The organism is Cytobacillus dafuensis (assembly GCF_007995155.1).
Classification (GTDB): domain Bacteria; phylum Bacillota; class Bacilli; order Bacillales; family Cytobacillaceae; genus Cytobacillus; species Cytobacillus dafuensis.
Genome location: NZ_CP042593.1, coordinates 4,484,040 through 4,499,897 on the forward strand (window position 1 = coordinate 4,484,040; position 15,858 = coordinate 4,499,897).

The 15,858-nt window shown below is 38.9% G+C and carries 13 protein-coding genes; 6 read left to right on the plus strand and 7 right to left on the minus strand.

The features are described from left to right. Positions 1-265: 265 nt before the first annotated feature. Both FSZ17_RS21390 and sda read right to left on the minus strand, forming a co-directional pair. A complete protein-coding gene (locus tag FSZ17_RS21390) occupies positions 266-1,105 on the minus strand; it encodes a DegV family protein (RefSeq protein WP_057773063.1) in 840 nt (279 codons plus the stop codon). A 170-nt stretch (positions 1,106-1,275) separates the two neighbouring features. Then, positions 1,276-1,446: a sporulation histidine kinase inhibitor Sda gene (gene sda, locus FSZ17_RS21395; protein ID WP_082625278.1), complete on the minus strand. Its 171-nt coding sequence runs from the start codon at positions 1,444-1,446 to the stop codon at positions 1,276-1,278. A gap of 185 nt (positions 1,447-1,631) precedes the next feature. Between sda and FSZ17_RS21400 the strand changes: the two genes are divergently transcribed. After that, positions 1,632-1,910 carry a hypothetical protein gene (locus FSZ17_RS21400; RefSeq protein ID WP_057773061.1) on the plus strand — a complete coding sequence of 93 codons (279 nt, stop codon included), beginning with the start codon at positions 1,632-1,634 and terminating at the stop codon, positions 1,908-1,910. Positions 1,911-2,311: 401 nt separating this feature from the next. Here FSZ17_RS21400 and FSZ17_RS21405 read toward each other — a convergent pair whose 3' ends face one another. Next, positions 2,312-2,998, minus strand: coding sequence for a response regulator (locus tag FSZ17_RS21405; RefSeq protein ID WP_057773059.1), 687 nt, complete (start codon positions 2,996-2,998; stop codon positions 2,312-2,314). A 221-nt stretch (positions 2,999-3,219) separates the two neighbouring features. Further along, positions 3,220-4,365 carry a sensor histidine kinase gene (locus tag FSZ17_RS21410; RefSeq protein ID WP_057773057.1) on the minus strand — a complete coding sequence of 382 codons (1,146 nt, stop codon included), beginning with the start codon at positions 4,363-4,365 and terminating at the stop codon, positions 3,220-3,222. 730 nt (positions 4,366-5,095) lie between these two features. Here FSZ17_RS21410 and FSZ17_RS21415 point away from each other — a divergent pair. The 5 genes from FSZ17_RS21415 to FSZ17_RS21435 all read left to right on the plus strand — a co-directional run bounded on the left by FSZ17_RS21415 (position 5,096) and on the right by FSZ17_RS21435 (position 11,605). Then, positions 5,096-5,734, plus strand: a complete 639-nt coding sequence (locus tag FSZ17_RS21415; protein ID WP_057773055.1) for a YigZ family protein — start codon at positions 5,096-5,098, stop codon at positions 5,732-5,734. Positions 5,735-5,837: 103 nt separating this feature from the next. After that, positions 5,838-6,887 carry an LCP family protein gene (locus FSZ17_RS21420; RefSeq protein WP_057773053.1) on the plus strand — a complete coding sequence of 350 codons (1,050 nt, stop codon included), beginning with the start codon at positions 5,838-5,840 and terminating at the stop codon, positions 6,885-6,887. A gap of 285 nt (positions 6,888-7,172) precedes the next feature. Beyond that, complete coding sequence (locus FSZ17_RS21425; protein ID WP_057773051.1) at positions 7,173-9,449, plus strand: N-acetylmuramoyl-L-alanine amidase; 2,277 nt, start codon at positions 7,173-7,175, stop codon at positions 9,447-9,449. 118 nt (positions 9,450-9,567) lie between these two features. Continuing rightward, the gene (locus tag FSZ17_RS21430) at positions 9,568-10,272 is read left to right on the plus strand and encodes an SH3 domain-containing protein (RefSeq protein WP_057773049.1); all 705 of its coding nucleotides are present in this window, start codon (positions 9,568-9,570) and stop codon (positions 10,270-10,272) included. A 1-nt stretch (position 10,273) separates the two neighbouring features. Next, positions 10,274-11,605 carry a SpoIID/LytB domain-containing protein gene (locus tag FSZ17_RS21435; protein ID WP_057773047.1) on the plus strand — a complete coding sequence of 444 codons (1,332 nt, stop codon included), beginning with the start codon at positions 10,274-10,276 and terminating at the stop codon, positions 11,603-11,605. Between the two features lie 806 nt (positions 11,606-12,411). On the opposite strand, the gene FSZ17_RS21440 is transcribed toward FSZ17_RS21435, so the two are convergent. From FSZ17_RS21440 to FSZ17_RS21450, 3 genes are read right to left on the minus strand one after another with little or no spacing between them, the layout of a single operon-like run. Next, a complete protein-coding gene (locus tag FSZ17_RS21440; protein ID WP_057773045.1) occupies positions 12,412-13,653 on the minus strand; it encodes a glycosyltransferase family 4 protein in 1,242 nt (413 codons plus the stop codon). 13 nt (positions 13,654-13,666) lie between these two features. Further along, complete coding sequence (gene galU, locus FSZ17_RS21445; protein ID WP_057773043.1) at positions 13,667-14,530, minus strand: UTP--glucose-1-phosphate uridylyltransferase GalU; 864 nt, start codon at positions 14,528-14,530, stop codon at positions 13,667-13,669. After that, complete coding sequence (locus FSZ17_RS21450; protein WP_057773042.1) at positions 14,527-15,609, minus strand: glycosyltransferase; 1,083 nt, start codon at positions 15,607-15,609, stop codon at positions 14,527-14,529. The genes galU and FSZ17_RS21450 overlap by 4 nt, the downstream gene beginning before the upstream one ends. Between the last annotated feature and the right edge of the window lie 249 nt (positions 15,610-15,858).

Consider the following 15,858-nt stretch of genomic DNA (forward strand, 5'->3'; position numbering starts at 1 on the left):
AATCATACAAACAATATATTAAGCACGCCATCCCTAAGGAATGGCACGTTATCTCTCTTTGAGACCACTATTTTACTTTTTTCTTTTTGAGGTGGTCTCATGAGCCCTCTATGAGACCGCTTTTTCTCTTTTTTCTGCTTGAGGTGGTCTCATAGACTTCTCTTGACACCACATTTTTACTTTTTCCATCATGAAATGGTCTCATAAGCTTCCCCTGGGACCACTTTTCTTATTTTTCACTAAAATGATAGTACTGAATACCTTATTATTTCTTCATCCAGCACAGCCCCAGCGAGCCTTCACCAAGATGCGTGCCGATGACGGGACCAAAATAGCTAATCATAAATTCAACATTTGGAAAACGTGCTTCAAGGTCTGCTGCCCATTCCTTTGCCCCTTCTTCCCGGTTTGCGTGAATAATAACTGCTCGGTATGGTTCTCCAGATTTAACATCCTCTTCAAGCAAATCAACAATTCGCTTCATTGCTTTTTTGCTCGTGCGAATTTTTTCAAAAGGGGCAATCATTTTATCTACAAAGTGGAGTAACGGTTTTACTTGGAGCAAGCTGCCGATTAATGCTTGAGCACTCGAAAGTCTTCCTCCCCGCTGTAAATGGGATAAGTCGTCAACCATGAAATAAGCGCGAACGGATTTTTTTATTTCCTCTAATCGGGCCATAATGTCTTGAATGGATTTTCCCGCAGCAGCCATTTCAGCAGCTTCAAGAACATAAAATCCCTGTGCCATACAGCTAATTTCTGAATCAAAAGGGAATACCTCAATCCCATTCGTCATGCCACTCGCAGTAACAGCACCTTGGTATGTGCCACTAATGCCGCTCGAAAGATGGATACTAATAACAGCATCATAATCCTCTGAAAGCTTATTAAAAAGCTCGACAAACTGACCGACTGGAGGCTGTGAAGTCGTCGGCAACCCTTTAAGCTTAACCTCTTTATAAAATTCGGAAGCAGTAATATCAACTTCTTCCTTATATGTTTCGTTCCCAAAAATGACACTAAGTGGAATCATATGTATATTCAGTTTATCCCGCAAGTTCTTCGGGATATAGGATGTACTATCCGTGACAACTGCTATTTTCATAAAAAATTTACCATCCTTAAGCTTCAACTAATATCTAGAGTCCATTTTATATGAAAATGATTGGAAATGCATTAAATTTGGGTGAAAGTGGAGGTTTGTTGAGGAGGCAGCTCGAATAAATTACTTTTTGATTAGAAAAATTGGGAGTCTTCTAAAGCTCAAATTAAAAATCATTGGACAGACATTTCTAACTTATTTTTTTCTTCAATCACTAAATCTAATCCTCTTCTTCTTATTTCAACGATTAAATAATGAATAAAGTCAGGATCTACTTGAATAGCAACAGCCTTAGTATAGGTATCGACCAAAAGTACGTCTGATAATTTGGCTAAACTAGACATTTCGTCACCCCGCCGCGTTACTTTATACCTATTTTGCCTAATAATCCAAAATTTGTAAAGGTAATGGTGCAAAATGTCATAATTTATACATTTTTAAAGAACAATTGGTTACATTGCCTTTCTATGGTAAAATACGCATTATGAAATAAAGGCCCTCGTTGTCTATTCACAAGGGAGGATAAGGGATGGGTAACAAAATCTTTTCAACAGTAAGTTCGGATGAGCCTAACACTCTTCAGGAATTTAAAATAAGTTTATTAAAAGGCGAACTATGTCGGTTTAAATCCATAAAGGTCCCAACAATAAACGATACCATTAGTGGTGAGGCACTAGCTGATTGGATATTAGAGGTTTCTTCTCCAAAAGAGATTGAGGAAATTATAATAATGATCAAATGTGTACAGAGGAGAGGTTCCGGAATGAAGACGATCCTACAAACCATAGCAGCTGCACTATTAAAGTAAGCACCTAAGAGAACACATGATAACTTGTCATGTGTTTTTTTAGTGGAAGGCTGTGTAAAAGCTCAGTGTTGATAATGCTATTTTGTTGTTGATTGGGGCGGAAGGCATGAGTTCCTCGAAAATGCATGCGCATTTCCTTCGTACGGTGTTTATTCGGGGAAGTTTATTCAACGTCCTGTGGCATTCGCCCGACTAGGACATCCTCGTAAAAGCTATCGCTTTTCCTTCGTGCGATGTTAATCGCTATCGAAGCCTTCCTTGTCCTGTCCGTCGTACTTAATTCCTAAAATCGGCAACTGCGTCGAAACATCTTCTATGCTGACAATTTATACTTTCTTAATGTACAAAAAGAGCTATCGCACATGACGATAACCCTCCTGTCTTTTTGCTGCATAGCACGTTTATCGTACTTCCACCCAGCCATTCTTAATAGCAACGACTACGGCTTGTGTACGGTCATTAACGTTCATTTTTTGAAGAATGTTACTTACATGGTTCTTTACGGTTTTTTCGCTAATGAAAATTGCCTCACCGATTCCACGGTTGCTTTTGCCATCTGCCAGAAGCTGAAGCACTTCACATTCGCGGCGTGTTAATAAATGAAGTGGGCGGCGAATTTCGACCTTTTGCATAAACGCCATACCTTGTCCAGATTCTTCTAAAGCAAGTCGGCGATACTCATTTACAAGATTATGAGTAACCTTTGGATGCAGGTAAGATCCCCCGTCTGCTACTACCTTAACTGCTTCTACTAATGCATCTGCGTCCATTTCTTTTAAAAGGTATCCGCTTGCACCCGTTTTTAAAGCATGCGATACATAGTTCTCATCATCATGAATAGATAGGATGATAACCTTTGACTCTGGAAACTTTTCAATTAATTGTCTTGTTGCTTCAACGCCGTTAATATGCGGCATATTAATATCCATAATAATTACATCTGGATGATATTGCTCTACAAGAGCAACAGCATCACCGCCATCGTCACCCTCAGCAACTACATTAAATGATTTTTCAAAATCTAAAATCCTTTTCACGCCTTCTCTAAACAACTGATGGTCATCGATTATGACAATCTTTGTAGTCAATTGTATTCCCTCCTAAAAATTCCCGGTTTATTTTAACATTTTATTCATTGGCCCTGTTCATGAATGCTGTTGACTATCAGCCAATCTATGTCCGTTAACAGTCAACTACACAGTTTTATCAGCTAATCCAGCAAAACATGGACCCATCTTTAGCTCCCGTTTTGACTTGTACCCCCACAAGCTTTTATAAAACAGCTGCAGTCATATTTAACAAAGGCTAATTATTTCAGATTGATAGGTACTTGTATAATGACGATCGTTCCTTTTCCAGCCTTTGAATCAATTGATAGCTGGCCCTCTAGCAATTCAACTCTTTCTCTCATGCCCATAATGCCAAATGAATTCTTTTTCTTTTCTTGGATATCAAAGCCTTTTCCATCGTCTTTAATAACGACAACAACCTTTGAAGGATCAATTTCCAGCCCAACTTTTATTTCACTTGCCTCCGCATGCTTCAAGGCATTTTGAACGGATTCCTGAATAAGTCGGAAAAGAGCGACTTCATACTTGGCTGGAAGACGTTTTTCCTCCTTTAAATTGGTAAAATTAATTTTGATCGTTTTATGATATTCTTCGGTTGTCTGCAAGTATTTTCTGAGGGTAGGCACTAGTCCTAAATCGTCAAGAGCCATCGGTCGCAAATCATAAATAATTCTGCGAACTTCATATAGTGCACTGCGGACCATTTTCTTAAGATCACGAATTTCTTTTAACGCTTCATCTCCGCCGCGCTCCTTATACACACGCTCAACTAAATCTGAACGCATCATGACATTTGCCATCATTTGTGCTGGGCCATCATGAATTTCACGAGACAACCGCTTTCTCTCTTCTTCCTGGGCTTCGATAATCTTTAAACCAAAGTCTTGCTTTAGCTTCGCATCTTCGAGCATTTCTCCCATTAGCTTAAGGTCGCTCATTAAATAATTCATGACAACCGTAATTTGGGAAATAAGGTGTTCTGCCCGTTCAATCGTTTCATTTAAACCGACAAGTCTTCTTTCAATATCATCCCGCCGGTCCCGAAGCTGTTTCTCCATTTGCTGATTCATGGAGTAATTCATTTGCAGGCGATGAGCCTTCTCATAGGCATCACGAACCTCATCTTCCGTGTGATCCTTAAAGTGCATACTAACCTCTGAAAGACGCTTTCTGGCAAACCGAGTTTGAACCTCTAGCCTGTCTCCTTCATCAATCGCCTTCATGACGAGAACTTTCACATCTTTCAACTCATCCGTTAAGGTTAAATGCTCTTTGCGGCATTGCTCGCCAATTCGAAAAACCTCATCCTTGCTGATTCCTACTGTTTCAATCATTTTTTCTAGTATCAAATCTAACGCTTTTGTATCAAATTTCTTAATGCTCATAGAATTCCTCCGGTAATATGTAACCTACATAAGTGCTCTGCTTATGCAGACTCCAACACAATTAGGCGGAGCTTAGAGAGCTTTAAACTGCTTTTTTTAGAAGTATTGATTTGCTTAAATATTTTCCCCTTCTAAAAAAAGCCTTTTCTTATTACCATTATTTTAGCTTGAATTGGCAGGATATACTATCTATCAACTAATCAAATTATACAATTTTCACTAAAAATCGTTAAAAAGACTCATGCTTGTATTCTTGACCCATGTCTTATATCCTATATAATGTATCTTTTGCATCAGTCTCCGTATAAGAAGAAAGATTGTGATTTTCACCACAAAGATAGTGTTATTATATCATGGTCGCATTTTTACTATATTAAAGTTTTATTACAAAATTGATATATTTTTCAAATTCATTAAATTTTGCGGAAAAGCATATTACCTCCTTGCTATTAATTGATGTTTTGATGAATGTCGAATTATAATGAAGAAAGGCGAAAGCGCCTCGATCAGGGGCGACAAGCATAAGACGAGTCGACGAGAAGGTTGTTCTTTAACCTTCTTGACGGCTTGGCTTATGACCTCGAGCCCCTAGGCGCTGTAGCCAGACAAAGAAAGGCGAATACTCGTAGACGCTGTAGCTAGACAAAGAAAGGCGAAAGCTACCTACAGCGAAGTGAGGTAGCCTAATTTATTTAGAAAAGAATTGACGGATTTAGAAAGGAGCGGTTATATGCTGCCCCGTTACTATACTGTAAAAGGTTATGGTGAAAACGAAATTGTGATTCAGAAATCACGTTTCATCGCATATGTGACCAGAGCGGAATCAGAAGCAGACGCTCAAGAATTCATTCAGGAAATAAAAAAGAAGCATTGGGATGCCACACATAATTGCTCTGCCTATATGATCGGTGAACATGATCAAATTCAAAAAGCGAATGACGACGGGGAACCAAGCGGCACTGCTGGAGTTCCAATCCTTGAAGTATTGAAAAAAAAGCATCTAAAAGACACCGTCGTGGTCATTACCCGCTACTTTGGCGGGATTAAGCTTGGGGCTGGCGGACTGATCCGTGCATACGGCAAAGCAACCTCCGAAGGAATCGACTTTACAGGCATTGTCGAAAGAAAATTAATGAGAATCATGCATACAAAAATTGACTACACATGGCTTGGGAAACTCGAAAACGAACTGCGATCCTCTGTATACTCCATTAAAGACATCCATTATCTTGACAATGTGGAAATTGAAACATTTGTAGAAGAAGATCAAACGGAAAGCTTTACGAATTGGATGGTCGAGCTTACCAATGGACAAAGCGTGATTACTGAGGGGGATCGGTTATATTTAGAGGAAGAAGTGGGAAAATAATTATATTTACGACCACATATTATTTCGGGTAAAATTAACTATTGGTTTAATTATTTTTTACTAGACCATTAAAACTAACTAAAATACGTAAAGTAGGGATAGAATGTCTAAATCTAGGTCTAACAGGAGAAAAAGCAGGAAAAAGCGCCTTTGGCGTACCTTTGTCCTTTTGATCCTGCTCCTTGTGATTGGAGGCGGGGGATACTTTGCATACGATGTCGCTAACCACGCCAAAAAGGCTACTGATAAGATGTATCAAGAAATTGATCGTGATAAGGTGAAAAATCACCGCACAGAAGAAGTTCAGATTACAAAGGATGCCTTTAATATTCTTTTATTAGGAATTGAGGAGCAAGGGGGCGGCGAAAGAGCTGACGTACAAATGTTAGTTACTGTCAATCCGAAAACAGAGGAAATCTCTATGCTCAGCATCCCGCGTGACACAAGAACAATGGTTCCAGCTGCTGGATATAAAACGAAGATCACTGAGTCTTATAGCTATGGCGGTGTTGAATCAACAATAGAAACAATAGATGAATTGCTCGATGTACCAATTGATTATTATATTACGACTAACTTTGAAGGCTTTGAGGATATTGTGGATACGCTTGGAGGAATTGAAGTCGATGTTCCATTTACATTCAAATCCCAATTAACAGGAAGCTTAAAGTGGAAAACTTTTTACGAAGGACCAATGGAACTAAATGGAAATGAAGCGCTTGCCTACGTAAGGATGAGAAAAAAGGATCCACAAGGTGACAAAGGACGAAACGAAAGACAAAAGCAAGTCATTAAAGCCATTATCGACAAAGGAACCTCCATCAGCTCCATCACAAAAATTAATGATATATTAGGAGACTTGGGTGATAATGTTAAAACAAACATTCCTCCTTCAAAATTTGCTAGCTTCATGAAACTATATACAAAATTAAAAGATACCGAAATTCAAAACCTAGCTATTGAAGGAACTGACGAATATATCAATAATATTTATTACTATATTCCAGATGAAGAATCACTCGCTGAAGTTAGCAAAACCTTAAATGATACTCTAGATAACACGAAAGATAAAAATTTAACTGATAATCAATCTTCACAATCCCAGCAGTCAGAACAAGCGTCAGAACAAGCTGCCAATAATGAAGAATACTAGATTTTGATTTTTAGAGCAGCTCTTTGAAAGAGCTGCTCTTTTTTAGGATGATATCTTGTTTATTAGCTAATCTTTGAATTTATCAGCCTCCCCTTCCTTCTATCGGCCTCCTCTTAATTATTAATTTTCCAATTAATTATTTATAATTCCCTAATAAAAAATGATCCCTATTACATTTTCATAATAATAAATTACTATATTTGCTTTTCTGGGTTGGAACATTAGACAAAATTCGCTAGAATAGGATAAGTAATCAAAACTTTTGTCGACGGAGGGAAAAAAACTTTGAAAAAACTTATTGCTTCCTCGGTTCTTGCTACTGCCGCTTTATTTCCTGCCCTCGTACATGCAGAAAATCTAAATACCCCGGCAAATATGTTAGTAGACCAAAATGTTGAAATTAGAAAAGGCGCAACATCATCATATCCTCTTGTAACTTCTCTTCCATCAGGAAAAAGCGTTACTGTTACCGATGAATTCATGAACTCTATTGGTGAGACTTGGTATCGTGTTGATTTAGGGGATAAACAGGGATGGGGCTTAGCTAGCCATTTCTCATCAAATCCAAATGGAAATAACGGGCTGCAAATCGGAAAAAACGCTGCCATTACTGAAGACAATGTGAATGTTCGAAAAGGAGCGACTACCTCCTATGAAGTCGTTAAGAAGCTATCAAAAGGGACTGTCGTGAAAATTACCGACAGCTTCAAAAATAGCAAAAACGAAGTATGGTACCGCATTGAAGTAGGTTCGACCACTGGCTGGGTTATGCAAAACTATTTGAAGCCAGCAAGTGATTTGAATCCTCCTCCACCAAGTACTGAAACCAAAATCATTCAAGCAGATAAAGCTCCCGTAAGAAAAGGGGCTACCGATGCGTACGGCATTGTTACATATGTTACTAAAAATCAAAAAGTGACGATTATTGATACATTTAAAAATGCCAAGCAAGAAACATGGTATCGAATTGATTTAGGAAAAGTACAGGGCTGGATTCATGAAAGTGCCTTTAAACCAGGTTCGAATCTTCCAAGTCCACCTGAAACAACGGATCCTATTCCTGAGATTGGCAGCTATGTCTATAGTCATCAAAACGGGTTAGATGTAAGAAAAGGAGCGTCTGAAACATACGCATCTGTCAGTAAGCTTTCGCTCAACCAAAAAGTAAAAGTTATCGATCACTTCAGTCATCCAGATGGAGCAACTTGGCTGCGAGTTGAAGTGACTCCTTCCCTAATGGGCTGGATTCCAGCTGGTACGGTTGGTACTTCAGAAGCAATGAATTTAAATTTATATGTAAGTGCAGACGTGGCTAACTTAAGAAGTGGTCCCTCCACAAACGATGCTGTCGTTGATCAAGCAACGAAGGGCACCATGCTAAAAGCCATAAAACAAGTAACAAACGAAAGTGGAGATGTATGGTATCAAGCTGTAACAACCTCCAATAAAACCGTTTGGGTAAGCGCATCCGTTGTATCTACACAACCTGCCATTACAGCAGGAACAACGCTTATTGTTGGAGCAAATAATATATCATTATATTCCGGTGCCTCCACGCAATATAAAGTCACTGAAGTACTTAAATATAATAGCAAAGTAACCGTATTAGGCGATTTTACGAACTCTCTTGGCCAACACTGGATCAACCTTCAAAGCTCAACTGGAAAAAAAGGATGGGTACCTAGCTCTGTAATGGATTCTTTGCATTTAGTCGAGAAAAAACTACTTTCTCCAACCGTAACTACTGTGGATGGAGATCAATTTTTAAACTGGGTGAAGCCAAGTAAATACCCAATTTCTTATCAAGTTCTATCCTCCAATCGCTTAAAGCTGACTGGTGGTATAACAGATGTAGAAATCCCTAAAGAGAAAATCAAGGGTATTCAATCGATAGAATCCTTCTCCTCAGGTGGCGAAAAATCTGTCGTGATTACCTTTGAGCCTGGATATTCCTTTACCTTTAGAGACTATTCAGACAAACTGTCAATCAAAATCGTACCATACGGTCTTCTTGGGAAAAAAATCATTATTGACGCAGGACATGGAGGCAAGGATTCTGGCTCAGTTGGTCCAACTAAATTAAAAGAGAAAGATGTAAACTTAGGAACAGCTTTATTGCTTAAACAAGAGCTTGAAGCATATGGTGCCATTGTTACATTAACACGCAGCACAGATATCTTTTTAGAATTGGACGAAAGAACAACCATTGCCAATAAATCAAATGCGGATGCATTTATTAGTATTCATGCAGATTCTTTCTCTTCCACATCAAATGGATCGACTACATACTATAATTCAACCGTTAACTATAATGGTCCAAGAAGCAAAACAATGGGAGATGCCGTTCAGAAAAACATGATTTCTTCCTTGAAAACTTACAATAGAGGCGTTAAAGAGCAAAACTTCTATGTAAATAGAATGAATCAGCTTCCAAGTATATTAGTAGAACTTGCCTTCATTTCGAATCCGAAGGAAGAAGCTTTACTAAAAACAACGGAATTCCGCAAGAAAGCTGCAGTCGGGATTACGAAAGGCTTAGAAGAATACTTTAACAAGTTCTAAAAACTTGTAATCTATTTCCTGACAGAAATAAATATGATAGTCTACTATATGAACATGAATTGGGGTATTAGGATAAATACCCCAATTTTTTTCTGAATAATACATAGGGGGAAAAAGAATGAACCGGTCTAAAAAACTTATCGTTGCTGGAGCATTAACACTTGGCATTGGGACAGGAGCCATTATATTTACACCCCAAGCAATGAATGCTTCAAGTAATGTAGTCCTAGCAAGTGTTGATTGGGTTACCTCCCAATTAAATCCAATGAAATCGAAAATGACAGAGCTGGAGAATAAGATTGCTTCACAGCAGCAAGAAATTAATAATCTTAAATCCCAAATATCACAAATAGGTACAAATCCTGGTACACCACCGACACAACCGCCAGTTGAAGGAGAGCTTCCTTCTGTCGTTTATGCCAACGCATCCGTTAATATCCATTCTGGTGCATCAAAGAACTATAAAGTTGTTGCTACTAGAGCAAAAGGCACTTCATTAAAGGTCATTGATAAATTTAATGCAGCAACAGGTCTTTGGTACCGAGTTGAGCTCTCCTCTACTTTAAAAGGATGGGTTTTCTCAAATGATGTATCAGTAAATAAACCTAGTACGAGCACACCTACTCAGGTTGTTACATTTGGGGATGTTCATTTGCGTAAAGGAGCAACAACAACCTATCCAATCCTTCAAACCCTAAAAAGTGGAACAACATTGAAATACATCTCAACATTCACAAACGCAGCAGGTGAAGTTTGGTATAATGTTGAAACTTCTGCTGGAGTAAAGGGATGGGTATCCGGAACTCTTAGCGAGGTGAAATAAATTGAAAAAATTCATTTCTATCCTTGCTAGTTTACTTTTACTTCTAGTCTATTTACCAACAGACTCTAAAGCTGCTGAACTAGTAAAATATCCGTTCGAAGTAAATGTTTCCGTCTACTTATCAGCTAGTGTAACCTTGACTGTGAATGGAAATTATCAGTTATACAACAAAGATACTGGAGAAATAACGCCCGTACCAAAAGGCACAAGCATTACAGTAAAAAAAGATGGTTCAAACGTATCCGTCAGTATGAATGGATCTAATTTAAATGCTGTAAAAGGCTTTGACTTGCAAGAGCAAATTGGTGACGGTTCATCTTTAGTGAGGGTAAGCAACGGAATTACATACAGAGGCAGCTTCTTTTTAAAGCCTAACGGAAGTAAGATTGAGATTATTAACATACTTGATATGGAAGATTATTTAAAGGGCGTCGTTCCGAGTGAAATGCCTGCATCCTTTCCTAAGGAAGCACTAAAGGCCCAAGCGATAGCTGCAAGAAGCTATGCTGCTAATACATTGATGCTGACAAGCACCGCATCTAGCCAAGTTTATCGAGGATATACCGGTGAGGATGCAAGAACAAATACTGCAATTAAGGAAACGGAAGGATTGCTAGTAAAATACAATGGCAAGCCCATCCAAGCATTTTTCTTTTCAACTAGCGGCGGCAAAACGGCAAATGTAGGCGATGTTTGGAATTCGAAACAAGAGCAATACCCATACCTTGTATCTGTAGACGATCCATATGAATCGTCCCCGTTCAGTAATTGGAGCGAAACATTCACTCCTGAGACTCTTTTAAAATCATTTGGGTTTAAGGATCTATCAGCTCAAATCTATGATATCACCTTGTCAAAAACAGGTGCGAACGGAGAAGTAAGTGGCGTTACATTAAAAACCTCTGCAGGGGATAAAACGGTAACTGGGAATGAATCTGTCATTCGAAGCTACTTCCCTATAAGTAACCCACAGCTTTATAATAAATTGCAATCTAATTGGTTCGACATACAGACAAATGGCTCGGCTGCAGAAAATCTATCTGTACAAACTTCTAGCGGAACATCAGACCTTGGCGATATAAAAGGCCAAAAAGTGCAAACCGCAAATGGTGAAGTAACACTAACAGATTCTAAAGTTTCCATCCAAACAGCAAATGGAGTTATCACCAACGAAGGAACAACAGGAAACATTACTTCTATTACCCTAAACGGAAAAGGCTGGGGACACCGCATCGGCATGAGCCAATACGGAGCTAAAGGATTTGCAGAAAAAGGCTGGACGGCTGAGCAAATACTTACCCACTACTTCCAAGGAACAACCGTATCGAAATAGTAAGTCTTAATAAAATCGGCATCTTTGCCGGTTTCTTTTTTTGGGGGTTATTATTACATAGATTGTTATTGGGATATTACCTCAGCTTGAGGACAACTTGCGCTTTTTTGTGGATAATTGGCTTCGTTCACACTGTTTAAGGAAAACTCAAGCCTTTTTGGGGATAATAGTCCTCTTTCACACTATTTGAGGAAAACTCGAGCCTTTTTGTGGATAATTGGCTTCGTTCACACTGTTTGAGGAAAACTCGAGCCTTTTTGTGGATAATTGTCTCGGTCACACTGTTTGAGGAAAACTCGAGCCCTTTTTCGGGGATACTTTCCGTAATTATTGCATTTTTTCATCTATCTTTCCTAAGCTGAACTTATAGAAGCCCGAACTTCTTAAGAAAATCGATAATTTTTTATAAAATCTAACTTTTTCAGGTTATTTTTTAAGTGTAGCAGTTAATTTTTCAATAATATCGGTCAGTTTCCGTTTATATCGGTCACTTCACGAAATTTATCCGCGGGAATTTAATTATATCCGCGACTTTAGGCAATATATCCGCCAAATATTATTTATATCCGCCACCTTGGCCTCTTTGAGGACAATTCGAGATATTTTTCGGGGATAACTGGCTTCTTTCTCGCTTTATGTGGACAACTCGAGGCCTTTTTGGGGATAATCGGCTTCTTTCTCTCTTTAAGTGGATAACTTAAGCCCCTTTTGAAGGCTGAGTTTGCTACATTCTCACACATTGTGGACATCTAAGCCCCTTATCGTGGATTACTGCCTCTTCATACCATAGAAAAAACCAATCCCTATCAGGAATTGGCCTTTTCTTTTTGCTTCATTTCGATATTTTCAAGAATCTCATCTACAATGCTTTTCCAAGAATATTGATCGATGGCAAGCTTTCTGCCATTTTCACTCATTGCTTGGTACTCTTCGTCTGATACTTTCATTAACTCCTCAATTGCGCCCGCAATCCCCTCAGGGTTTTCTGGAGGAGCAATTTTTCCACAGTGATATTCTTCAAGGATTGCAGCGCTTTCGCCATCACCACAGTATAAAACAGGCTTTCCTGAAGAAATCGCTGGGAATATTTTGGAAGGCCTTGCCCCTTTGAACAGCTCAATATTCCGTAGCGAAACAACGCTGTAATCAGCAATTGAGAACATTTTAGGCATTTCAGATACAGGAACTGAACCGTAAAATGTCACATTATCAAGCGCTAAATCCTCTTTCATTTTTACCAGCTTTTCACGTTCTTGTCCGTCTCCTACAAAGAGGAAATGTACATCGGGCTGATTGTCCTTTAGTAAAAGAGCCGCTTCCAACACAGAATCCAGTCCTTGTGCATAGCCTAATGCTCCAGCATACATAAATACCTTTTTCTCCTGTATGCCAATTTTCTCAAGAAGCTCATGGTCCTTCGGGAGTGGTTTAAATGTATCTGTGTTTACTCCATTTGGAAGAAGAAAGACATCGGCTTCATTCTTCCCTTTTCGAACCATGTAGTCCTTAATTCCTTCTGTCGCTGTAGCAATTTTCCATGATTTCTTATATAGAAATTTTTCCAGCATTTCCGCTAAACGGATAAAGGTTTTATTTTTTAAAATGCCTAATTCAACTGCTGACTCAGGCCAAATATCTGCGACGTTGAAGACGAATTTAGCTCTCTTCATTTTCGCGCCAAGATAACCCGTTATTCCGAGAAAAAGCGGCGGCGAGTTACAGATGATAACATCCGTTGGCTTAGACTTTGCTAATGAATAAAACGCACTAAAAGTGAAGGAAAAATAAGAAGCTAGCCGCTTCCAAAAGCTTCCCTTTGGAGATGGATAAATCCAAGATCGATGAACAGGGATCCCATCCCAATCTTCAAACATATAAAACCTTCCTCGATATTCCTCTGGGATAATCCCATGAGGATGATGAGGAAATGCTGTTATCACTTCCACCTGATGTCCTCTGCTAATTAGCTCTTTGCTCACTTCGTATACACGAATTTGCGGAGCACCTGTTTCAGGGGGAAAATGCTGACATAAGTAAATCACTCTCATTTTCCCATCTCCATTAGTTCACTTTTAATTGCTTAATATAGGCTTCAAGCTTATCTTTAAGATCTGGTCTTTTTAAAGCATAGTCAATTGACGCTTGTAAAAATCCAAACTTATCTCCAACATCATAACGATTTCCTTGAATGATATAAGAGTAAATAGACTCTTTACCTAGCAAGCGATCAATTGCATCGGTTAGCTGAATTTCACCTTTTTTATCTGGTGCTACTTCTTCAAGCAATTCGAAAATAGCTGGTGATAATATATAGCGTCCTACAATGGCTTGAGTAGACGGAGCTTCCTCAATCGCAGGCTTTTCTACTAGACTTTCCACTTTAAAAAGCTCGCCATTTTTTTCGGAGTAATTTACGATTCCATACTTATTAACCTCTGACCGCGGAACCTCATTACAGCCAAGTATGCTTGCTTGGACTTCATTATATTGATTAATCATTTGTTTAAGAGCTGGAACTTCACTATCAACGATATCGTCGCCAAGCAAGACAGCAAATGGCTCATTGCCAATGAATTTTTTTGCACATAATACAGCATGTCCTAAACCAAGCGGTTCTTTTTGACGTACATAATGTATATCAACGAGGTTGGAGATATTCTCAACAATTTCGAGCATGTCATGCTTGCCTGTTCTTTCAAGCAACATTTCTAATTCAACCGATTTATCAAAATGATCCTCGATGGCTCTTTTGCTTCTTCCTGTTACAATGATAATATCCTCAATACCAGATTCCACTGCTTCTTCAATAATATATTGAATCGTCGGCTTATCAACAATTGGAAGCATTTCCTTCGGCTGTGCCTTTGTTGCTGGCAAAAATCTCGTTCCTAACCCTGCAGCAGGAATTACTGCCTTTTTAATCATGATTTCATCCCCTCTTTCAAGGTTTGTCCATAAAGATCTAACATTCCATTTGCATTATCGACCCAGTTATAATTAGCTTTCACATGGTCAATCCCTGCTAGACCCATTTCGGTGCTTTTTTCTTTATTCTCAATTAAAGATAGGATGGCCTTCGCCAATTCTTCAGAATTTTCCTTTGGTACTACGTAGCCAGTCTTTCCTTCCAAAACAACTTCAGGCAGCCCACCGACATTCGAAACGACAACAGGTACTCCACATGCCATTGATTCAACCGCAGCAACACCAAAGCTCTCAGAGTCCTCGGTAGAAGGCACACCGAATACATCCATTTTATTGATATATTCAGGAACCTTATCATTAGGAACCCTGCCTGTAAAAGTCGTGACATGATCAATTTTCAGATCACGCGTCAATTGGATATACTCATCCTTCTGCTTGCCATCCCCAACAATAAGCAGCTTGGAATTTTTCTTGCTTGAGTGGATTGAGGCAAAGGCGTGAATTAAATCACCGATTCCGTATTTATCTTCCAAAGCCTTTACCGTCCCAATCGTGATATGATCATCCGATTTCAAACCTGAAATAGGCTTGAATTTTTCCATATCCACGCCAAATGGAGTGACAAATATTTTTTTACCAGTATACTTATTTGTTTCTTTAGCCATGATATGACTTGTAGAACAAATGACATCCGCTTTTGAAAGCGTATATTCGACAATTTTTCGATTCATACTGCCTTGCTGTGGAAATTGAAATATATCTCTTCCCCATACCGATACGTAGAAAGGCTTATAATTTGCAAGTGCCCCGATAAACCCATAGCTTGATACATAATGCGCATGAAGAATATCCGGCTGGAATTGCTTTAAAATTTTCTTTAAAGCGAAAACACTTGAAATATAGGATAGCTTTCCTGGAAGCAGCTTCGGAAGTGTAATCGTATCAATTTCCTTCGCATTCTCCTCAGAGTAATGATCAAAAAAAGTTACGACCTTCACATTGATACCTTTATTTTTGTAAAATAAGGCCCACTTATGAGTGTGTATTGATTTGCTCGGAGCCAAAATTAATACTTTCATAATTCCTCCTATACAGTGAAACTTCCATCAGTGGGGGTTTTTCGACGCACAGGACATGCTAGTGCCGACGTTGCCACAGGACATGGCGTTCTTAGTTGGCTTTCATCCCCACTGATGGTTAGTTGAACCAATCGGGCCTTTACGGGCAGTTGATTCCCCACTTAGGTTTCTTTGATTCTCTCACAAACTTGAAGTGGGGGTCTTACTGCCCGTTAATCTGCGATACATGCACGCTAGTGCTCGGAACCA